Source organism: Massilia aquatica (assembly GCF_011682045.1).
GTDB classification, from domain to species: Bacteria; Pseudomonadota; Gammaproteobacteria; order Burkholderiales; family Burkholderiaceae_D; genus Telluria_A; species Telluria_A aquatica.
This window is the reverse complement of record NZ_VVIW01000001.1, coordinates 439891-460467: the sequence shown is the minus strand read 5'-3', so window position 1 is coordinate 460467 and position 20577 is coordinate 439891. Positions and strand designations below refer to the sequence as shown.

Annotated in this window: 16 protein-coding genes; 2 read left to right on the top strand and 14 right to left on the bottom strand. The window is 59.7% G+C overall.

Annotated features, from left to right (window positions below):
• Positions 1-29: 29 nt before the first annotated feature.
• From F1609_RS02150 to F1609_RS02140, 3 genes are all read right to left on the bottom strand, one after another.
• Positions 30-422, bottom strand: coding sequence for a GtrA family protein (locus F1609_RS02150; RefSeq protein ID WP_167074194.1), 393 nt, complete (start codon positions 420-422; stop codon positions 30-32).
• A 48-nt stretch (positions 423-470) separates the two neighbouring features.
• Complete coding sequence (locus tag F1609_RS02145; RefSeq protein ID WP_167074192.1) at positions 471-1415, bottom strand: glycosyltransferase family 2 protein; 945 nt, start codon at positions 1413-1415, stop codon at positions 471-473.
• 142 nt (positions 1416-1557) lie between these two features.
• Positions 1558-3102, bottom strand: a complete 1545-nt coding sequence (locus tag F1609_RS02140; protein ID WP_167074190.1) for a DEAD/DEAH box helicase — start codon at positions 3100-3102, stop codon at positions 1558-1560.
• Positions 3103-3419: 317 nt separating this feature from the next.
• Between F1609_RS02140 and F1609_RS02135 the strand changes: the two genes are divergently transcribed.
• The gene (locus F1609_RS02135) at positions 3420-6584 is read left to right on the top strand and encodes a ligand-binding sensor domain-containing diguanylate cyclase (protein WP_167074188.1); all 3165 of its coding nucleotides are present in this window, start codon (positions 3420-3422) and stop codon (positions 6582-6584) included.
• Between the two features lie 119 nt (positions 6585-6703).
• Here the strand turns inward: F1609_RS02135 and F1609_RS02130 are convergent, their stop codons facing one another.
• The 10 genes from F1609_RS02130 to F1609_RS02085 all read right to left on the bottom strand — a co-directional run bounded on the left by F1609_RS02130 (position 6704) and on the right by F1609_RS02085 (position 18128).
• Positions 6704-7756: a beta-ketoacyl synthase gene (locus F1609_RS02130; RefSeq protein WP_167074186.1), complete on the bottom strand. Its 1053-nt coding sequence runs from the start codon at positions 7754-7756 to the stop codon at positions 6704-6706.
• A gap of 45 nt (positions 7757-7801) precedes the next feature.
• A complete protein-coding gene (locus tag F1609_RS02125; RefSeq protein ID WP_167074185.1) occupies positions 7802-8758 on the bottom strand; it encodes a hypothetical protein in 957 nt (318 codons plus the stop codon).
• Positions 8759-8769: 11 nt separating this feature from the next.
• Entirely contained in the window at positions 8770-9702 is a 933-nt protein-coding gene (locus tag F1609_RS02120; RefSeq protein ID WP_167074182.1) for a type VI immunity family protein, read from the bottom strand.
• 22 nt (positions 9703-9724) lie between these two features.
• Positions 9725-10822 (bottom strand): DUF4150 domain-containing protein, encoded by a 1098-nt coding sequence (locus tag F1609_RS02115; RefSeq protein ID WP_167074180.1) that lies wholly within the window; start codon positions 10820-10822, stop codon positions 9725-9727.
• Positions 10819-11907: a DUF2169 family type VI secretion system accessory protein gene (locus F1609_RS02110; RefSeq protein ID WP_167074178.1), complete on the bottom strand. Its 1089-nt coding sequence runs from the start codon at positions 11905-11907 to the stop codon at positions 10819-10821. Before F1609_RS02110 ends, F1609_RS02115 begins: the two co-directional genes overlap by 4 nt.
• A 39-nt stretch (positions 11908-11946) precedes the next feature.
• Positions 11947-12240 carry a hypothetical protein gene (locus F1609_RS02105; protein WP_196785387.1) on the bottom strand — a complete coding sequence of 98 codons (294 nt, stop codon included), beginning with the start codon at positions 12238-12240 and terminating at the stop codon, positions 11947-11949.
• Positions 12237-13622, bottom strand: coding sequence for a hypothetical protein (locus F1609_RS02100; RefSeq protein WP_167074176.1), 1386 nt, complete (start codon positions 13620-13622; stop codon positions 12237-12239). Before F1609_RS02100 ends, F1609_RS02105 begins: the two co-directional genes overlap by 4 nt.
• A 97-nt stretch (positions 13623-13719) precedes the next feature.
• The gene (locus tag F1609_RS02095) at positions 13720-15945 is read right to left on the bottom strand and encodes a type VI secretion system Vgr family protein (RefSeq protein WP_167074174.1); all 2226 of its coding nucleotides are present in this window, start codon (positions 15943-15945) and stop codon (positions 13720-13722) included.
• A 702-nt stretch (positions 15946-16647) separates the two neighbouring features.
• Positions 16648-17403, bottom strand: a complete 756-nt coding sequence (locus F1609_RS02090) for a hypothetical protein (protein ID WP_167074172.1) — start codon at positions 17401-17403, stop codon at positions 16648-16650.
• Between the two features lie 107 nt (positions 17404-17510).
• A complete protein-coding gene (locus F1609_RS02085) occupies positions 17511-18128 on the bottom strand; it encodes an LON peptidase substrate-binding domain-containing protein (protein WP_167074170.1) in 618 nt (205 codons plus the stop codon).
• A 212-nt stretch (positions 18129-18340) separates the two neighbouring features.
• On the opposite strand from F1609_RS02085, the gene F1609_RS02080 reads away from it, so the two are divergent.
• Positions 18341-20110, top strand: a complete 1770-nt coding sequence (locus F1609_RS02080; protein WP_167074168.1) for a hypothetical protein — start codon at positions 18341-18343, stop codon at positions 20108-20110.
• On the opposite strand, the gene F1609_RS02075 is transcribed toward F1609_RS02080, so the two are convergent.
• Positions 20085-20552: a hypothetical protein gene (locus F1609_RS02075; RefSeq protein WP_167074166.1), complete on the bottom strand. Its 468-nt coding sequence runs from the start codon at positions 20550-20552 to the stop codon at positions 20085-20087. The genes F1609_RS02080 and F1609_RS02075 overlap by 26 nt on opposite strands.
• Between the last annotated feature and the right edge of the window lie 25 nt (positions 20553-20577).

Sequence of the window (20577 nt, the reverse complement as noted above, 5' to 3'; positions counted from 1 at the left end):
ATACCTGAGATTAAGAGTTACGATGAAAACTACGATTTACGTTGAAAGACGAACCAGCGCGCGCCCACGAAATTGACCGCCATGCCGGCCAGCGAACCGGCGCACACGCCCCAGTAGGGGATGTGCGGCACGCCTGCGAACAGCCAGACGATGGCGCTGTACGTGGCGAAATTAACCGCCCCGCCGCCGCTCATGGCCAGCAGGTAGCGCCACCATTCGGTCCACAGCGAGATGCCGGCCGGATGAAAGGTGTAGCGCCGGTTGATCTGCCAGGTGGCGAACACCGCGCACAGGAAGGAGAGCACGCGCCCGGCATACGGATCGAGGCCGGCGGCGCGCGCCAGCGCCAGCACGCCCAGGTCGACCAGCAAGCCGGCCACCCCGGCCACGCCGAAGCGCAGCAGCTGGCTGGAGAGCTTCATGCCGGAACTGCGGGGGCGGCGGCGACGGCGCCGGCACGAATGCCGGGCTCAGGCATGTTTGACACGCGGTCCCGAGATGGCCAGGTAGGCGAAGCGCTTCTGTTCGATGCGGCCCTTGGTCACGGTGTCGAGGATCAGACCGCAGTTGAGCGAGATCACGCCGAACAGGCTCAGCGCGACCGACAGGATCGCGGTCGGCAGGCGCGGCACCAGGCCGGTGGCCAGGTAGGTCTGCAGCAGCGGCACGGCAAAGCCGAGCGCCGCCAGCATGAAGGCGAAGAAGGCCAGCGAGAAGAAGGCGAGCGGCTTTTCGGTCTTGAACAGCTTGATGATGGTCCACAGGATGCGGATGCCGTCGCGGTAGGTATTGAGCTTGCTGACCGAGCCTTCGGGACGCGAGCGGTAGATGGTTTCGACTTCGGCCACCGGCATGCGCAGTTCGAGCGCGTGCACGGTCAGTTCGGTTTCGGTTTCGAAGCCGGCCGAGTGCGCCGCGAAGGACTTGGCGTAGCGCCGCGAAAACACGCGGTAGCCCGACAGCATGTCGGTGAAGGTATTGCCGAACACCGCCGCGACCGAGCCGGTCAAGAGGCGGTTGCCGAAGCGGTGGCCGAAGCGGTAGGCTTCCTGCTCGGTCGACACGCGCGTGCCGACCACCATGTCGAGGCCCTCGTCGACCAGCTTTTCGGCCAGCCTGGGCGCCACGCTGGCGTCGTAGGTATTGTCGCCGTCGACCATGATGTAGATGTCGGCGTCGACATCGGCGAACATGCGCCGGATCACGTTGCCCTTGCCCTGCAGGGGCACGTTGCGCACCACGGCGCCGGCGTCAAGCGCCAGGCGCACCGTGGCATCCTTGGAATTGTTGTCGAAGACATACACCACCGCCTGCGGCAGGCAGGCGTTGAAGTCGCGAACAATCGCGGCAACCGTCAATTCCTCGTTATAACAAGGCACGAGGATGGCGATGCTTTGATTTATTAGTTTGTTCATGGCTATACAGTGAATAAAAAGAACGACGCCGCAGCGCTTGGCCAGCCGGCCAGGCGCATTGCGGCATTATATTTAGGCAAATTATACATCCGGGCAACACTTGGAGGGGCGAAACTGGTGCGCGCCGCGCCCGCCGGCCGCCTTACTGCTTGGGCGAACCGCCGAGCAGCACGGCAATTTTCTGCTTGGGCTTGGTGCTGGCGCCGACCTGCTCGGCCACCACCGGGGTGCTCTTCTTGGCCGGTTCGTACGGGGTCAGGAACCACGGGTCGACCTTTTCGCGGCGCGGATACGGCGCCGAACGGCCCGACGAACCGCCGGAGGTACGCTCGCTGCTGCCCGAGGAGCTGAAACTGCGTTCGCCGCCGCGCTCGGGTGGACGGCTCGACGAGCGCGCCGCACCGGCACCATGACCACTACCGGCAGCGGCGCCGGCGCTGTCGTCGCGGCGCGGACGGCGCTCGCCCGGGGACTCGGCGCGTGAGCCGCTGGCGCTGCTGCTCGGCACGAAGCCGGCCAGTTCGCCGCGCGTGATGGTCTGCTTGATGAGTTTTTCGATATCGACCAGCAAGCGCTCGTCCTTGTCCGAAAACACCGACAAGGCGTCGCCCGAGGCGCCGGCGCGGCCGGTGCGGCCGATCCGGTGCACATAATCTTCGGCGTTGTAGGGCAGGTCGAAGTTGATCACGCACGGCAGGTCGGAAATATCGAGCCCGCGCGCGGCCACGTCTGTTGCGACCAGCACGTCGATCTCGCCCTTCTTGAAGGCGTCGAGCGCGGCCATGCGTTCTTGCTGGGTCTTGTCGCCGTGAATCGCGGTGGCCTTGATGCCGCCCTGCTCCAGGTGGCGCGACAGGCGCGAGGCGCCGATCTTGGTGTTCGAGAACACCAGCACCTGCTTCAGGTCGCGCCCGCGGATCAGGAATTCGACCACGTCGCGCTTGGCTTCGTCGGCGACCTTGTAGACGATCTGGGTCACTTTGTCGGCGGTGGCATTGCTGCGCGCCACTTCGATGGTAACCGGGTCGGTCAGGAAACTGTTGGCCAGCTTCTTGATTTCCGGCGAGAAGGTGGCCGAGAACATCAGGTTCTGGCGCTTCTTCGGCAGCAGGTTGATGATGCGCTGCAAGTCCGGCAGGAAGCCCATGTCGAGCATGCGGTCGGCTTCATCCATGACCAGCATCTGGACCTGGCCCAGGGACACGTTTTTCTGTTCGATATGGTCGAGCAGGCGGCCCGGGGTGGCGATCACGATCTCGACGCCGCCCTTGAGGATGACGGTCTGGCCCTTCATGTCCATGCCGCCGAACACCACGGTCGAGCGCAGCGGGGTGTGCTGGGCGTAGGCCTTGACGTTCTCGGCCACCTGCACGGCCAGCTCGCGGGTTGGCGTAAGCACCAGCGCGCGCACCGGATGGCGCGCCGGCGACATGCTCGGGCTGGCATGCGCCAGCAGCAGCTGGATGATCGGCAGCGAGAAACCGGCGGTCTTGCCGGTGCCGGTCTGGGCCGCGCCCATGACATCGCGTCCCTGCAGCACGATCGGAATGGCCGCGGCCTGGATCGGCGTGGGGTGGATATAGCCCTGGTCCGTCAGCGCGCGCAGGATCTCCGGCGCAAGGCCGAAATCGGCGAACTTGACGGTGGGTGCACTGTCGGCTTCGATGGTAATCGGTGTTTCAGACATAAGTTTTCCGGGCGTTGGTTCGATATGCTCTACGCCCGGACGGGCCGACGCGGGGAACTTCCAGGATGGACGGGAACGAGCCGGCGTTGCCAACGGCAAGACCGGTAGCCAGCGCGAATAGTGCCACGACAGCGTCGGCAGAACCGGGCGTACGGACGTAGATGCAATAATAGTGCCGTAAACGATACCCTAAATCCCGGCAACTGTACATCGTTAATAGACAGTGAAAGAGGTATTGCCGCACAGCCAACTTGGTTTACACTGCCCGGGTTCCCCGGCATTCCCGGGGTGGCCGGTATTGTCGACACCTATTTGCCATGCTCAGCGTATTTACCGCCTTCGCGCGTCATCCGTTCGCCCCGCCGCGCCTGCCGCAGTGGGCCCTGTTGTGGGCCCTGCTGTGCGTCCTGCTCGGCGCCGCCCAGGCCGGCACCAGCCCGACGTCGGCGCTGCGCTTCAAGCGCCTGCCCTCGTTCGATTCGAGCGAGCTGTCGATCCTGGCCATGCTGCAGGACCGCCAGGGCTTCGTCTGGATCGGCACCCATAGCGGCGGACTGTACCGCTACAACGGCTACCATGCGGTCAAGTACGCCAGCAACGCCAACAGCAGCGGCAACCTGCCGCACGACCGCGTCTCCGACCTGTACCAGGACGCGGCCGGGGCGATCTGGGTCGCGACCCAAAACGGGCTGGCGCGTTTCAATCCCGAGACCAACAATTTCACCCGCTTCGTGCCGCCGCCGGGGCCGGCGTCGCAGCGCATCGTCAAGAAAATCATCGGCGACGGCAAGGGCGGCATGTGGCTGGCCACCTGGGGCGGCTTGCAGCACTTCGACCCAAGCAGCGCCACCTTCACCCTGCATCTGCACGACGCGGCGCGCCCCGGCAGCCTGGCCTCGAACGACCTCAACGCCATCGCCCTGGACGCCGGCGGCGGCCTGTGGGCCGCCACCTGGCCGGGCGGACTGGACTACCTGGCGCCCGGCGCGCGCGATTTCGTACATTTCCGGGTGGACCGCGCGGAGGCGCCCGATCCCAAGCTCAACATCGTGCGCGCCCTGCACTTCGCGCCCGACCGCACGCTCTGGATCGGCACCGAAACCGGGCTGGTGACCTGGCGCGCCGGCCAGCCGTGGAGCACGCGCGAGCAGGTGGCCTCGCCCGCGACCCGCATCAACACCCTGTACGGCGACCGCAACGGCACGATCTGGGCCGGCACCCTGGGCGCTGGCCTGCTGCGCTGGGACCAGGGCGAGGACCCCGGCAGCAGCGGCAGCAACAGCAAGGCCGTCCATTACGTGCACCGCGCCAACGATTCCTACAGCCTGCCGTCGGACGATATCCGCGCCGTCATGCACGACCGCAGCGGCATGCTGTGGATCGGCTCGATCACCGACGGCATCAGCCTTGTCAACCTGAACAGCGAAGGCTTCCAGCGCTTCATTCCGTTCGACGTGGACGCCCACAACCTGCGCCCCAACAACGCCATGCGCGCCATGGAAGGCGCACCCGACGGGCGCTTGTGGCTGGCCAATAACGCCGGCCTGTCGCTGTACGACAGCGCCAGCGGCGCGGTGCTGCGCAGCTACCGCGCCGAGACCCGGCCGGACCCGGACAACGCCGCCGCGGGCGCGCCGGCCAGCGCGCTGAGCAGCAATATCGTCTACAGCCTGTACCAGCAGCCGGACGGCCCCCTGTGGATCGGCACCTCGGCCGGCCTGAACCGGCTCGACGCGCTCGACGCGCCGGTGCGGGTGGTCAGCTTCGGCTCGGTCGGGAGCGACTTCATCAACACCATCGCCCCGGCCGCCGGCGGCGCCCTGTGGATCGGCACCGGCCAGCACGTGCTGCGCTACGACCCGGCCAGCGGGCGCAGCACGCCCTACCCGTCCGACCCGGCGCGCCCGGGCAGCCGCAGCGTCAGCAGCACCACCAGCATCGTCGAAGACAAGCGCGGGCGCGTATGGATGGGGTCGGAATGGGGCGGCGGCGGCCTCGACGTGCTGGACCAGGCCAGCGGCAACTTCCGCAACCTGCGCCAGCGCGGCGGCGACGCCCGTTCGCTGTCGGACAACAACGTCGTCGCCCTGTACCAGGACCCGCAGGGACGGCTGTGGGCCGGCACCGCGCGCGGCGTCAACCAGATCATGACCGACGCCCAAGGCGCCATCCATTTCCGCCGCTACGAAGGGCCCGACAGCGTGGGGCCGCTGAAGATCCTGGCGATGCGCAGCGACCGCGCCGGCCAGCTGTGGCTGAGCACCGCGAACGGCTTGCTGCGGCTCGATCCGGACAGCGGCAAGGCGGCGCGTTTCTCGGCCGCCGATGGCTTGTCGGAAGGGTTTTCCTCGGGCGCCGCGCACGCCGCGCCGGACGGGCGCCTGTATTTCGGCGGGGTCAAGGGCATCACCGGGGTCACGCCGGAGGCGGTGCGCAGCGTCTCCTCGCCGCCGCAGGTGGCCATTACCGACATCAGCGTGTTCAACCGCTCGCTGCGCGACGGGCGCGCGCTGGCCGGCCTGAAACTCGACGGCCCGGTGACGGCGCCCGGCAACCTGACCCTCGCCGGCGACGGCTCGGTGTTTTCGATCGAATTCGCGGCCCTGCACTTCACCGATCCGGCGCGCAACACCTACGAATACCGGCTCGACGGTTTCGACCGCGCCTGGGTCCAGACCGACGCCGCGCACCGCAGCGCCACCTACACCAACCTCGATCCGGGCAAGTACACGTTTTCGGTGCGCGCCGCCAACCACCAGGGCGTGCGCAGCGAGAACGCGGCCAGCATGACGGTGACGATCCTGCCGCCGTGGTGGAAAACCTGGTGGTTCCGCACCATCCTGGCGCTGCTGGCGCTGGGCCTGCTGAGCACGGCGTACCGCGCGCGCGTGCGCGACCTGACCCGGCGCCAGAAGCAGTTGCAGCAGATGGTGGCCGAGCGCACCGCCGAGCTGGAAGCGAGCAACGCCAAGCTGGCGGCGCTATCCTCCACGGACGGGCTGACCGGCATCGCCAACCGGCGCGGCTTCGACAACGCGCTCGAGGCCGAATGGCGGCGCGGCGCGCGCAACGGCTATCCGGTGGCGCTGACCATGCTCGACGTCGACCATTTCAAGAGCTACAACGACCATTACGGTCACCAGGCCGGCGACCAGTGCCTGCGCGCGGTGGCCGGCGTGATCGCGGCGCACGCGCGCCGTCCGTCGGACCTGGTGGCGCGCTACGGTGGCGAGGAATTCGCGCTGCTGGCGCCCGCCACCAGCGTGGCCGAAGCGCACGAACTGGCCAGCGCGCTGTGCCTGGCGCTGGAAAAGCTGGCGCTGCCGCACGCCAAGTCGCCGTACGGGGTGGTGACGATCAGTATCGGGGTGGTGTCGCTGATGCCGGACGAGAGCGGCGGGCCGGAGCAACTGATCGAACAGGCCGACCGCGCCATGTACCGCGCCAAGACCGAGGGGCGCAACCGGGCGTTGTGCGCGTGAGCAGGTGTATTGCTGAGCTAATTCGGCAACAGTGCAATGGACGAGGCGCGAGTTGACGAATCCAGGGGAAATTGCCTTTCATTGGGAAACCTGGCGCCACAATCAGGCACTCATTGCTATCAGGGCAGATTTCCAAGCACCAAAGCAGCGCGCACAGGATCATCAGAGCTCGATAGCAATAAGTGTGTTTGCATTGGTGTACCGCTTCCCAGCTGACGTAGCATATTTGCCGATAACGCCACATGCACCAAAGCGGTCGCACTGCCAACGTCGCCGGTGACCAAAGCAGGTGTGTGGCGCTCCCAATTGCTTTCCAGTCGATCTGAAATACGCAAGATGGTAAAACCAAATTGGTCTGCACGATATGGCTCGCCATTAAGATCACTGAATATGTGCGTGATCTTTTGCGCTTTGGATAAAGTTGCAATAGCATCGTTTGCGGCCTTGGTCCAACCCAAACCGATGCATGGTCGGCTATCCGTACGCAAGACTGGTTCATCTACCGCACCCACGCCTTGGATCTTGCACCAAGCGGGGCCAGTAAGACGCAGCATGACCGCAGCAGCCGCTTCGCCGGGCACGCGGCCATACGGATTGGGGCTGCGTGCGCCTTTGTAAACTCTGCCAGCATTGTGCAAAAGATCTTCCTTTTCAAGCCAGTGTAATGCGTCAGGGTGCAACCATGAATCGACTGCAAGGACGATGGCAATTTGTGTCTGATCTGCCTGATTTCGCTGCAAAGCCAGACCAGCTGCATTCAAGGCTTGCACGCCTGCGGCATGGCCGCCCTTTACGACGTGCGTATCGGTGAACGTAAACGGCTTGCCCTGTATGGCTTCAAGCAAGTTCCCTGATAACTGGTCTGGTATGCCTGCACGTGCGCCAAGTGGAATGACCAAGTGCAAAAGGTATTTCCTGCCAGTTACCAACTGCTGGTCTGGCATTGATAATTGCCGATATAAATCATCTAAAGCCGCTTTGACCAGCGCTATCCAACGTGTAATATCGAACAGCTTTGGCTCAGGGAAAAACGATGCGCGAATCGGTACACCCGTGTTATCAACGTAAAACGGATGCTTGCGATTGAGTGATAGCGTGGATGTCAACGCAATCTCGGCCAAGTCCATCCCTGGTCCGCTGGGAAAAATACAGCTTGCGGCGATGATATTCATAATGTCGGCATTTTATCCTTGCACAGCGGATGTAATTCATGCTGTTTAGTCAAATGAAACTTCCTCCCACCGATTTTGCCAACGCTCATAAGTATCACTTCTCCATTTTGGCATCCACAAAACAGGGGGCATGAATTTTAGAGATTTCAACTGCCGGTCAAGTGCCGCATATTCAGCGATCGCCTGATGATCGCTCGTTGAATTGCGATCGCATATGGATGGTTTTTCACCCGTTTTCCAATAGCGCACGCCGTCTTCAAGCGTTGTACATGCGAGAAGGGTTTCTCTTTGCGCTGGCGCTAATGAACTCAACCGACGCTCTGGAAGACCAATTTTCCAATTAATTGAACGAAAACCGCGAGGCATATAAAAAGTATAGTTACCAAACGGATCGTTGAGGTCAACCCCGAGGTAACGCATGCACAGATTCTCAATCGTGTGACTAACTTCCATCACATGCTCAAAATCGCATGCAAATCCGTAACCAAAGGTGGAATACAACAATTTTTGTTCCAGCATGGATGAGATTACCTTTCTAGCTTTAGTCAAATCTGCCCATGCCGCTGGATCTGATGATTTCAAACAAATTGAGATCGTTAACGGATCGTCTGGAAAAAAATTATCGCCAACGGTTAACCGTACACTGACAGCGCACGCCTGTTTTGGATTTGCATCGCGTTTGCAATTAAGTAAGATTGTCACCGGTTGCATTCTTATTGGACGTGAACTTGCATCTACAAATTCAGATTGCAAGGCAGCTAAAAGAACGTCATCGACAACGCCAACATGCTCATCCATACCCTGGTCATGAGTGATTAGCGTCGCTATTTCTATTTCAGCAGGAAATAGAGCAGCGCTCAATATCCAGGCGTTTAACTTCGCAAGTAGACTGGCTAATTCGTCTTTCGAGTAATGCCCGATCAACTCAAGCGTTGGCACTGCGACTAGCTTGTCAGAAAACTGTACTTCCGTCGACGATAATTGAATTTTAGAAGTGTCCATTTTATTTAGCTCTATTTTGGGAAAAACCGGTCAAGCCACTTGGCACGCAGGCCCGGGTGATCACGTTCACGCATTCCGGGAACCGACATATCTGTAGTGACAGCATGCCGATTACGTAGAGGATTGAGGACTTTACCTAAAGCACGATACGCTTCCAATGTGTCGCCGTTGTGAGTGTCACCCAGATGAGGTCGATCGTCAATCCGAATGCTCGCGCCACCGTCCGCTAGTTCATTCATTGTCACTCCGGGAATAGGGGTCACTGCTGCATTAAGCGACATCATCCCTCCCATCTTTTCCACCATATCTTTTCCAAGCAAAGTGATCCATCCAATATCGGTCAATCCGTGTATTGATACGATGCTCTGTGACCCGCTAGGGCACATAATTCCCGGGTGTCGCTGTAACCACTGCGCATAATATGGATCAAGCTCGCGATCAAAATTTGGATTCCAAACAAAACAAAAGCCAACGTAACCCGACTGCAAAGCAAAGCTCTTTAGAGATTTCTTTAAATATCGCTCAATTCCTTCTAACCCGTTCCAATCAAACCAGGGAAGCGGAAAGCAGGCCCGTACATAAGTGTGAGGCTTGCCAATTTTACTGTAATTGAACTCGAAGGCCGGAGCACGTTTTTCTTGGGGCGTGCTACCATGCCGTAGGAGGGCGATGATTCCGCCTTGTTTGCGTCGTTTTAGATCCTGCATTTCTCTAGGCAGATTCTGCAAATGATCTGCAGTAATTTTTTGCGCACGAGCCTGATCACCATCTAAAACACAATAGTCCAATTGATCTTGGAATAATTCAAGGAATGCTCGATACGGCCCTAACATCTCCGGAGCGTCTGAGACACCCAGATCAGCGTCAGAAAATAGTGTCACGCAAACGCACGGTTCACACATGACGATGCCATCTTTTTGCAAGGTATATTCCGAAAAGTTCATACGTCGTTTCTCCTCCTAATAACTAAAATGGCAAACCTGGCAACCCTGGCAACCCGGGCGGACCAAACAGAATAGAAGCTTTTTTTAAGCTTTCTCCGATTTCTTTTGCCAGTTTATTGTTTTTCCGGCGCTGTTCATTTTCTTCTAGGTCACATGCGCAGTCCGCCTCATCAACTCTAATTAATTTATCCTCGACTGCGGAGCTTTTCCTTGCTTCCAGTTGATTCTCGGTCCAATCATCCCCTGCAAACTTAATTTCCACAATTTTATCAACATTGTCCCAGGTAGCTGGCAGGCTTGCGTTCTTTACGGTGACCATATCCCAAATCACAATAGTTCCCTTATTTCCATGGGATTTATTCATGACACGCCGAACTGAAGCAGGGGCAACAGGGCCGCCAGAAAATGTAGTCCGCCCGGTCTCTGACGTAATAAGATTAGTAGGAATTCTATAAGGTACTTCCGTCAATACTTTCGGATCTTTCGGTATTGTGCCAATCCAGGCGTAACCACTTTTATTGAACTGAGCGGCAAAGCATGCCTGACGACGATGCGGTGCATTGACAGCCGACGGGCGCTCCCGCGTCATATCCTCACTACCCGTCATAACATCAAATATATCTTCTGTCGCCTCTGCTATTTGAGTCCCGCTAGGAAAGAATTTTTTACGGCATTCGCATATCGCGATACAAATTTTCTCCATGAGATCAGCCGGTAAGGTGATTTGATTCAAACCAGCCATATTCACCGTGTTACGATGATTCATCCACATTTTGTCGGTGAGTCTGCAAGCAGGTTTGCCTTCAAAAAACACATCAAACGAGTGCGTAATGAAGTCTGCTTCAGCGAGGAAAGTGCCGGATTTAATCCCACCAAAAGAGCCGCCACCATCTAAAGAGCTTTTGGCGAAAATAGAGCCGAAGTTGGCGATCATATTGCCCTTGTCGGCAAAGACCGTCGTGGTGCCGTTCGCCAGATCTTTGGAGTAGGCCTCGTTATCAAATGGCCTTGGTATAGCTTTATCCGGTGTTTTGCATATGTCTGGCAGGGTGTTATGCGTGATACCGTTACTGCCACGATGGCAGAGCGTGAGATTGTTAATGTTGATGGTAACGGTCATGCCTGCTCCGATTCAATCGCTATGGCAGATCGTTGGGAAGCATGGTATGTTCGCTGTTGCAGCTTGGGATGATCTAAAGGACGATGCTTTTCTGTAATGATGGTGCTCTGCAGTTTATTGACTTTGTCATGACAAGGCAGTGACATGTGATGTACTACACTGACCAAGGGTCCGCTGCCGCCAACCCCGTCGGGCTGCAAGATGACGTTATGTATCACACTGCGCGCGTCGGCTACACTGCCGTCATAGAAGAGTGTTTTGAAAGCCAGACTGAGTTTGGGCAAAATACTGTGATAAATGCCGCTGGGGGCAAAACCTGCCACTGTCAGCCCTCTTAACATCAGCGCTTCCCCTCCTCTTAGATGGCCGCTGGCCTGCTGCTCTTTGGGCGCTACCTGCCAGTGCCTGGGATCAAGATCGGCCGCTTGCAGAGGGGCGCGGTTTTTTTTCCAGTCATCATCGTAGGTGCCTGCATATTGGCGGCGCAAAGGCCAATGACGCGGCACGGGGCCAAGACCTTGCGTTGTAGTGCTGGCAATCAGGCTACCTTGGGGTCTGCTAATGTGCTCCAGATTGGGCAAAGGGCGACCCCCGTCTTCTTCTTTGGTAATGCCACAACCAACTGGATTACCGGTACTGCAATCTGGCCCGTTGCCCCCGAGTGCACGCGCCCAGGTAAGGGGCATGCGTGTAAATGGTTGTGGTTCACTGGGCCCGGTGCGCAAAAAACCTCGCCATTCACGATCACCGATGACTTGAATCTCGCGCGCAATTGATCCCACTGCGAAACCTGCACGCATACGCTGTATGGGTTCACCAGATTGACTGTGGGCATGTCCGACTAACCAGACGTCGGTTGCATTTTTTGGTGGGCCAAGGTCGGTTTCAAATAGTGGGCTTTTTCCATCTTCATGCATGACTAAACCGCTATTGACGGGAGCTTGATACGCAGCAACGCATGTGCCGCCGTCGGGCAGCAGTTCATAAGTGGCCTTGACGGACACTATCCAGATCTCGGCGCCATCGGCATCGCGGATCCAGGTATGATCTGCGGCGTAGGGAGTCCTATTATCGAGTTGCCACATAGTGATTTGCGCCGATGATTGTTCATGAATTACATCAGATCAATTGATTTCGATTTGTCCGCCCACAATCCGGTTGGTACCTTCAGCGGCACTAACGATGTATTCTCCACGCAAGACTATTTTGCCGTTTGCGTGCAGAGTGATACTCGATTGGCCGCACTGCAAGGTGATTTTTCGCCGCGCAGTCAGCATCAATTCTTCTTCTGGCTCGCTCAAATCAGCCAGCTGAACTGCGAGAGTTTCGCTGTTATTCAACTTTAGAACAGGCGTTGCCGATGCCGCTTGCGGATGTTGAATATCTTCATCATCTTCAGTCTTAAGAGAGCTTGTCATGCCGCGTTCCTTCGGGTTGGGGATGCAATAAAGTTGGATATCCACTGACGCTGTTGAGGCATTGGTGCACTTGTGTTGAGGCTTGCCCTGCCTTGCAGGCGGGCGTGAAGACGGCGTGCCGCGAGAGCACGCCAGGCCAATTTACCGCTTTGCAATATCACGATGAGATTGTCGTTAGTGTCTGACAAACCTGCGATCCAGCTTGATTGCGCATGAAAGCGCGTTTTGTTTTTTGCCCACCAGCGCTCGAAACCAGCCTGATCTGGCGGTGGCAGATTGGCATAGCGTTTAGTGGAGGGAATAGTAGCGCCAGCATCGACCGGATCATCAATCAATGCGTTTTCTGATTCGCCAGGCTCAGCTTGCCAGCCGTCACGGGCAGGAAGAGATCCAGTTAACATGGATAATGCCGCGCCGGCGCCACGTGCATGCTCTGGATGATTCAGATAAGCGATGAGGATTGGGACACGCTGACCATTGCCGCTCCAGCCCAGGGATTGCAAGTACACGTCCAGTTTTTCAGGTTGAGCGGCAAGCGAGGTTAAAACGGTATCAAATTCAGCATGGTTCCAACAGGCCAGGGCATAGCTGGCTTGACTTACGATATTTTTTGCTTCAAGTGTTCCGGTCGATAATTCAAGTAAAACATCGGTGGCGCGTTGCTCGGCAATGCGTGCATCGTACTTCGTCAATTGTTTCGTGGGTTGCCACAACATGACTTCTGCCGCAAGGCAGCGTAGTTGCGCGACTGGCGATTGCAACAATTGGGCAGCTCTACCTATTGCTTGCGGATGTGCCGTGGCCAGACCCAATTGCATCAATGCGCACGTGGTGTCGGCTCGATCGGCATGATCATCGCTACTTTTGATGATGCCTGACCACCATGAAGTATTGCAAAGTTCTTCTAAAATTCTGAAGTGATAACGACAAGCAGACAGTGCAATCACATCAAACAAGTTAAAACCCTTGTCAGTTTGGATTTCAGTGTGCTGCCGCCATTCCGAAATAGCCCACCATGCCCCATCAGATGTTGACCATTCCAATGCGGAGGCATAGGCAGCCCGCAGAGTCGGTATTGACTCAATTAAGCCGATACAGGCGTTATGCATGGGTTGATCTTGAACGCGAATGGCATGGTGTGCTATGGCGAACAACTCGCCGCGCGTTAATGGCTCAAGCAATCTCTCATGGATCAGTGTGGATGACGCGGTTCCAATTGTGCTCAATCCTCGCGAGTAGGATTGCAAGTCGCGGTCTATGACGGACAATCCGGAGGCGTCAAGCACATGAGAATCAAGCGCCTGAATGCGCCTCTGCCAGCCAAAGGCCAGACGATCCAGATATTGATCAGCTAATGCGGCGTGGGTGCTGGTAGCAAGCATGAGGCTCGGTTCTCGTCAATTTTTCGTGTTGATCGAGGCAACCGAACACCATCGAAAGAAAAGATGTGAAGTTGCGAAATTACATCCCGAATCGCGGTCAGTTAACATTGACGTCTTCGCCGGTTATCCGAACCGGCCCCGTTGCGTCAACGCTGACTTTCGAACCGTTGATGAAGATCTTGCCGTCTGCGGTCATCTTCAATGTAGCCAGACCGACCGTGATTTCGAGTTCTTCCCCGGCACAGATAGAAATTTTCTTTCCGGCGTTAGTGCTTTGATTGATCCCAACCACGGTCGTCATCATCATCCCGACGTTCAAGCTGTACCCGAGCCCAACATTTTCCATACGGCCCAAACCGACGTTTTGCATGTAGGCCATGCCGATCGTTTCTGTCTTAAAACGACCGACATTGATCGACCAGTTCTTGCTGATCTTGTCTTTTTCGTTCTTCGATACTGACTTTGTACGGTTTCCGCCAACGGTAAACTTCTGTTCTTTTCCTACTGTGACAGACTGGTCTTTGCCAACGCTGATCGTTTCGCTGATTCCAACATCTTCTTCGCGGTTGTCCCCGATACTGATTTTTTCATTGTGATCGACGCGCTCGGAGCGATTGTTGTGGATGGTGATGGTCTCGTCCCGGTTGACCGTCTCGTTTCTGTCGCGCTTGACCAGCGTGGTCTCATCCCTGTCAATGACCTTGCGCCGATCGTTACCAACCCACTTGTCTTCGTCATGCTCGACCTCAGTCAACTGATCTTTTTCAGCATGGAGCCATAATTGCTCTTGGCCTTTCTTGTCCTCGAACCTGAGCGCATTAGCGGTGTCATAACTGCCACCGGGCGTAGAACGCGTGAGGACACCACTTTGTGTTTTGTTTGCAGGTAAAACCCAGGGAGGCATCGTCGCCGCGTTGGGAACCATGCCCGTAATAATCGGGCGATTGGGGTTTCCATCTAGAAATACCACCAACACTTCGGTACCAATCCGGGGAATGGATGTCATGCCAAAGTTTGCCCCCGCCCAAGGCGTTGCTACCCTGATCCATGCTGAGCTTTTCTCGTCATTCGCCCCGACGCGATCCCAATGGAACTGAACGCGGACGCGGCCGAATTCGTCCGTGTGAATTTCTTCGCCGGCAGGCCCGACGACTGTTGCCGTCTGAACGCCATGGATTTTCGTCTCGACACTGTTATGGTCCCTTCCTGCACGATACGGTATGATTTTACGAATACAGGTGAGGCGGTTTTCGTAGTGGGACTCTTCAGTTGTTTTGACGTGATAGTTGTTAGTGGCGCTGTGCCAGACTTCCGTAACCAGAAATTCACGCGCTTGTGGGTCGTCCTGGCCTCCTTGCGCATCAAAGTGTCCGGTCAGCCGGAACCACCTGCCAGGCATCACGCTACGGTTGTTGCTGCTGCCTTCAAAGCGTTTGCCTGCAGCCTCGACTTCTTCCATCCGCAACTGAGCCAGCGCACGACCGTCGCCGCCTTTAAAGCCGAGGGCACCGGTGTACTCGTACGATTCAATATTCGGGACGTCGCCTTGTTGATTGACGGTGGGAAGACTGGTCATCGCAGGATGCGGCGACTTGAAATCGAACGACGCTAGCGCCACACTGCCAGTGACGATAGCTCGTCCCGGCGACCACTCGCTAATGCCATCTTCCTCAGCGGACCCGCCATGGCGCTGAAACGGAATTTCTGGATCGCCATCGATTGGTTGAGCACTTGTCGAGTCGTCCGAGAGCACGAGTTTGTGGTCGGCGGCAGTGTGCTCGAACCAATAAATGATCCCCGAGTTGACCCAGCGTCGTTCGAGAAAGTTGCGGTCACTTTCGTCAAACTGGCAGCAGTCAGTGAGCACTTCTTGCCCGCCCTTGACCTGCCAATCCCAATTAGCTAACCCGGCATAGTCGCCAAAAATGCTGGCCGTCTGCTGATAGATCGTTGTGTAGTGAAAGAGATAGTTATCCTTGCGCAAGCCGAGGTATTTGTACCAGGGACCAAGCTTGGCCTCATAGTAAGATACCCCTCCGTCTACAGTTTTGAGGCGGAAGCTAAATACCCTGCCATTGAAATGGCGCATGGTGCCGTCGCGGCGCACCAGCTCGACACACATCAACTTGCCTTGTAAATCTTTCAGCGGTATGTCCGGCGTATCAGACAGAAGCTCGACGGTGAACTCAAAAGGACGTGACAGACTTTCAAAGGCGTCGAGCCGGTTGACGAGTAGGCTTGCCGACGGTCCGTCACTATTGGGAAAGGACAGGCGTAGGAGACGCCGATGCTGACGATCCGTAACTAACGCTTGAAGACTCATGCGTGCCCTCTCATAGTTATGTTCACGTTCCGATTAGCCCACGCGGGAAAATCTGCGGATGGCAGACAATCCGGTACTGATTCGTAGCCGTAACATCCTTACCGTGCTGGCTAGATACTCATCTAGCAATCTATCACAATTGATAATATCATTGTAGCAACTCTGGATCAATTTTCTACTTGTTGTTATTTCGTGCAAAGTTGACGCGTGAGTCAGATTCGGGCTTGCCTGAGCAGTTGGCGTGACGGCAGGAAGTCCCACGGATCTAAAACGATGAGCATATCCGTGCGGGACGACACAACGCTTGATACAAAGCATGTAAGGGCCAGCCGAGTGGTGGAAAAATTACTGGGCCTGTCGATGTGAGGACGGTATTGTCAACTTGCTGAACCGAGACAGCAAGTTGTAGAATCCAGGCGAAATTGCCTCTGGTGGAGAAACACGATGTCGGTGATCAGCACCCTGATCGACTGCACGCCAAAGGTATGGTGCTTGACCTTATTTGTCACCACGCTGGGGTTGACGCCGGCGAAGTTCGTTGACGGTCATGCCATCGTCACTGTAGCGGCGTTTCGCGTAAACTGGTTTAGACGTTTGCATTGGCAAAGACGAGTACACACCTGCATCCGGCGAGCGTGATCGCTACGTCCAAGAAATCCCCGGCAGACGCGTTTGTCGGTGTCCTGGCGAGCTTGTTACCCCTCAGCGCTTCCAGCCGCGGTCGCGCGCGGCCCGTTCCGCGATCGGGTCGAGCGGCTCGTCGGCGCGCCGCGCGAGCGCGCTGCTGACCACCTGCGGCATGCCGTCGCCCGGGGTGCGGTACTCGCCATGCGCGCTGTCCATACTGGCGAAGACATCGAGCTGCCAGCCGCCGCCGTCGATGCGGCAGGCCAGCCCGCCGCCGTTGGCGATGCGAAAACTGCGGCAGTAGCCACCGTCCCTGGTCAGGAAACTGGCGGCGATGCGCACCGGAGCATCGGCCGCCGGGGTCCCCGACAATTGCTGGGTCAGCGCCTGCGCCAGCGCGCCGCGCGCCATCAGGGCGGCGCCATCGCCGTCGCCCAGCACCAGCGGGACCGGCTGCACCGCGTAGCCGAGGCCGGCACCGGCCAGCACGGCGGCCGACAGCATGGCGCCCAGCTTGGACCAGGCCGGCCACGACCAGATCGGCGGCACGTCTTCCACCGCCGGCGCCGCCACGCTGGCCACGCGCGCGTTGCGCACCGCGTGCAGGTGCACCACCTTGGCCGAACGCGGCGCCTGCGGCTGGCGCTGGGCCGCGCCGTCGGCGCCGCCCGGCCCGAAACCGGCAAAGCCATTGCTGTGCTGGGTCAGGAGCAGGCGCACCCGGGCCGCCAGCAGTGGGTCCTCGCGCAGGGCCGCCTCGACCGCCTGGCGCGTATCCTCGCCAAGCGCGCCGTCGGCGTAGGCTATCAGGATTTCATCGGAAAAGCTCATACTGCCATCCTCGTCTGATCGGGCGCCCGTGCGGCAGGGGCAAAGTCGCTTGCCTGTATCTTATCATTGCCCCATGGCCGTGCAAGTGGCGCAGCCCGCAACACGGCTCAGGACGTGATCAGGCCATGTTCATCGAGCATATCGTGCAACAATTCGAGCCGGATAACCGGATTGTCCAGCATCAGCAAGCGGTATTTCTGGTCGTTCGGCAAGGGCAGCAGGTCGCACCAGCGGTTCGCGACCCAGCCGCAGTCGTCCAGCCGGAACGGCGGCAGCACCGGCCAGCGCTGCTCGGGCACCTCGTCGAGCGAGGCCAGTACGCGGTCGAGCGCGTCGGCCGCGCCCTGCAGCTCGGACGGCACCGGCACCGGGTGGTCGTCTTCGACCAGTTCGGTCTCGGCGATCCACAAGCCGTTCGGACGGCGCTCGCTGGACAGAATGCGAAAGCGCGCGCCGCCGCGGCAACTGACCTGCATCAGCCCCGGCGCGCTCATCGTACTGTCGTGCACCGAGGCCAGGGTGCCGGCTGGGTGAAAACGCTCCTGCCCCTCGGGCGTGCGCACTTCGTGGCCCTCGGTCAGCAGCACTACCCCGAACGGACTGCTGCTGGCGATGCACTTGCCGACCATGTCGAGATAGCGCACTTCGAAAATCTGCAAAGGCAGCACGCCGTCCGGGAACAGGACCGTACCGAGAGGAAATAGAGGGAAAGAGAGGGTCGCCATGAACCCATGATGCCAGAATCCGGGACGGCAGCGAAGCACGATTGTCGCGCGCCATGGTGGCGTGTGTGTATCGCCATTTTACTTTTTTTACATCAAGCAACCCCTTTTTGCGGCCGCTTCCGTTACATTCCATGTCCCGCCAATGCGCAATAGTCGCTGCGGGGCAATAACAAGAAGATACAAGAAAAGACAGAAACCAGGAGAGTCACCCCATGTCGCACATTTTTGCGGCCGGCCTGGCGTTGCTGCTGCTTACCGGCTGCCAGCAGCGCGCCAGCGAGCCGGCGCCACCGAAAACCCTGCACGCGTTCGAGGACGACGCCCGGCTGGAGGCGTTTTTCAAGAAGCAGCCGGCAGCGCCGGCCCCGGTGGAAGCGGCCGCGCCGGCGCCAGCCGACGCGCTTGCCGGAAGCGACAGCGCCCTCACCGCCGAGCATGGCAAGCACCTGGTGCTGCTGCGCCATGGACGCCTGTTTACCGTCGAGATCGGCAAGGACCAGCTCAAGCCGGTGGCGGCGCTCGACGCCTTCGCCCCCGGCGCCGCCGCGCTGAGCCGCTATGACGCGCTGATCGTGTCGGAGGATACGCTGGCAGTGATCGGCTACAGCGAAGCGGAGCGTGGCACCGGCATCAACTTGTTCGACATCGACGCCGGCGGCCGCCTGGCGTTTCGCGCCGGCTACCTGCTGCGCGCCGGCGACGGCGCACCGGGCAGCGTGGCCATCAGCCAGGCCGACAGCAAGCTGGTGCTGTACGCGGCGCGCGCGCCCGATCCGCTGGCCGACGACCCGCTGGCGGCGCTGCCGGCGCTGCGCGCAGGGCCGGCGCCGGCACCGTTCGCGCGGATCGCCCCGGCCAGCCGCGTGTACCGCCTCGACGCCGCCATCGACAGCCCCCTGGCGCTGCACAGCGTCATCGTGTGCGACCTGGCTGCGCGCGTCCTGCGTTGCGACGCCAGCGCCGTGCTGGCGCCGCGCGCGCGCGCCGTCCACATGGCCTCGCAGGCGCTGTATGTATGGACGCTGCCCTACGCGGGCGAGGCCGGCGCCGGCCTGGTGCGCATGCCGTTCAACGGCGGCGCACCGGGCGCGGTGCGGGTCGCGGGCGCACCGCATGACCCGTTCTCCTTTTACGAAAGCGCGGACGCCCACCTGAACGTGCTGGTGGGCGCGGACGGCGCCACCCGCTCCTGGCGCGGGGAGGCCGGCCCAAACGCCCTGGCCTTGCTGCGCCTGCCGCTGCAAGCGTTTTCCGACGGCAGCGAGCGCGCGCCCATGGCCGGCTACAAGGACTTGCCCGATTTTCCCCCGGGGCCGCTGCGCAACCGCTTTATCGGCCCGTGGCTGGTGTACGGCGGCGCGGCCAGTGGCGCCGATGGCCGCGCGCCGCTGTACGCGCTGCGCTGGGATGGCAGCGGCGGCCTGCAGCGCCTGCAACTGGGCCATCCGGTCGAGCGCATCGCGGCCATGGGCGTGGACGCGGTGGTGGCCGGGCAGGCGCGCAGCGCGCTGCACCTGAGCAGTATCCGGCTGGGAGTGGGCCCGGACCAGCCGGCCACCGTGGCCAGCACCTATGTCCATCCGAACGCCCAGGAAACGCCGGCGCCGGTGCAGGAACCGTATTACGCCGCCCAGCGTCCCGGCCAGGGCATGCTGAGCCTGGCGATCGTGGAAGCCGGCCAGCCGGACCACGTCAACGACGCGTCGGCTACCGCGCCAGCCGACGCGGTAGCCGACGCGGTAGCCGACGCGGCCTCCGTGCTCTATCTGCGCAACACCGCGCTCAAGCTGCGTGAACTGGGCGCGCTCAAGGCCCAGCACGACGCGCCCGCCGACCAGGCGGCCTGGTACGGCAACGCCCGCCCGCTGTTCGTGCAGGGACGCATGTTTGCGCTGCTGGGCGATGAACTGGTGGAAGGCAAGCTGAAAAACGGCCGCCTGCGCGAAGCGCGGCGGATTAACTACGCTCCGGCGGCCCCTTGATGGCGTAACCGCGCAGCGCCTGTTCGAAGGCGTACAGGCGCCAGCGCAGGCGGTCCGGTCCGGGATTCGGATGGATGCTCACCAGCACCGTCAGCTCGCCGCTGACGCGCGCGCTGCACGGCAGTTGCAATTCGGTGGCGCGCTCGAAAGGCAGGCGAAATTCCTGGCCCGGCATCAGGCGCAGGCCGCCGACTTGGTGCGGCACGCTGTCGCTGTTCCTGAGCAGCAGCACATCACGCAAACCCACGGTCAGGCGCACCACTGGCGGCAGCACCTCGGCCTTGTCGCCGGCGCGGCGTCGTTCGGCGGCGTGTTCGGGAATGTCGAGCAGGAAATCGCGGCTGCCCGGGCGGATCGGCGCCATCGCGGCCCACACCAGCAGCAGCAGGAACGAGGCGAGCAGGAGCGAAGCGAGCCAATGGCGGCGCAGGTGCTGTTCCATATTCAGCGCCCCACCGGCAAGCGCG

Bases quoted from the DNA above. Each gene is read 5' to 3' on its own strand.
- F1609_RS02125 (WP_167074185.1), bottom strand. From the start codon at position 8,758: ATGGACACTTCTAAAATTCAATTATCGTCGACGGAAGTACAGTTTTCT.
- F1609_RS02105 (WP_196785387.1), bottom strand. From the start codon at position 12,240: ATGACAAGCTCTCTTAAGACTGAAGATGATGAAGATATTCAACATCCG.
- F1609_RS02115 (WP_167074180.1), bottom strand. From the start codon at position 10,822: ATGACCGTTACCATCAACATTAACAATCTCACGCTCTGCCATCGTGGC.
- F1609_RS02110 (WP_167074178.1), bottom strand. From the start codon at position 11,907: ATGTGGCAACTCGATAATAGGACTCCCTACGCCGCAGATCATACCTGG.
- F1609_RS02145 (WP_167074192.1), bottom strand. From the start codon at position 1,415: ATGAACAAACTAATAAATCAAAGCATCGCCATCCTCGTGCCTTGTTAT.
- F1609_RS02135 (WP_167074188.1), top strand. From the start codon at position 3,420: ATGCTCAGCGTATTTACCGCCTTCGCGCGTCATCCGTTCGCCCCGCCG.
- F1609_RS02090 (WP_167074172.1), bottom strand. From the start codon at position 17,403: ATGAGCTTTTCCGATGAAATCCTGATAGCCTACGCCGACGGCGCGCTT.
- F1609_RS02085 (WP_167074170.1), bottom strand. From the start codon at position 18,128: ATGGCGACCCTCTCTTTCCCTCTATTTCCTCTCGGTACGGTCCTGTTC.
- F1609_RS02120 (WP_167074182.1), bottom strand. From the start codon at position 9,702: ATGAACTTTTCGGAATATACCTTGCAAAAAGATGGCATCGTCATGTGT.
- F1609_RS02140 (WP_167074190.1), bottom strand. From the start codon at position 3,102: ATGTCTGAAACACCGATTACCATCGAAGCCGACAGTGCACCCACCGTC.
- F1609_RS02080 (WP_167074168.1), top strand. From the start codon at position 18,341: ATGTCGCACATTTTTGCGGCCGGCCTGGCGTTGCTGCTGCTTACCGGC.
- F1609_RS02095 (WP_167074174.1), bottom strand. From the start codon at position 15,945: ATGAGTCTTCAAGCGTTAGTTACGGATCGTCAGCATCGGCGTCTCCTA.
- F1609_RS02150 (WP_167074194.1), bottom strand. From the start codon at position 422: ATGAAGCTCTCCAGCCAGCTGCTGCGCTTCGGCGTGGCCGGGGTGGCC.
- F1609_RS02100 (WP_167074176.1), bottom strand. From the start codon at position 13,622: ATGCTTGCTACCAGCACCCACGCCGCATTAGCTGATCAATATCTGGAT.
- F1609_RS02075 (WP_167074166.1), bottom strand. From the start codon at position 20,552: ATGGAACAGCACCTGCGCCGCCATTGGCTCGCTTCGCTCCTGCTCGCC.
- F1609_RS02130 (WP_167074186.1), bottom strand. From the start codon at position 7,756: ATGAATATCATCGCCGCAAGCTGTATTTTTCCCAGCGGACCAGGGATG.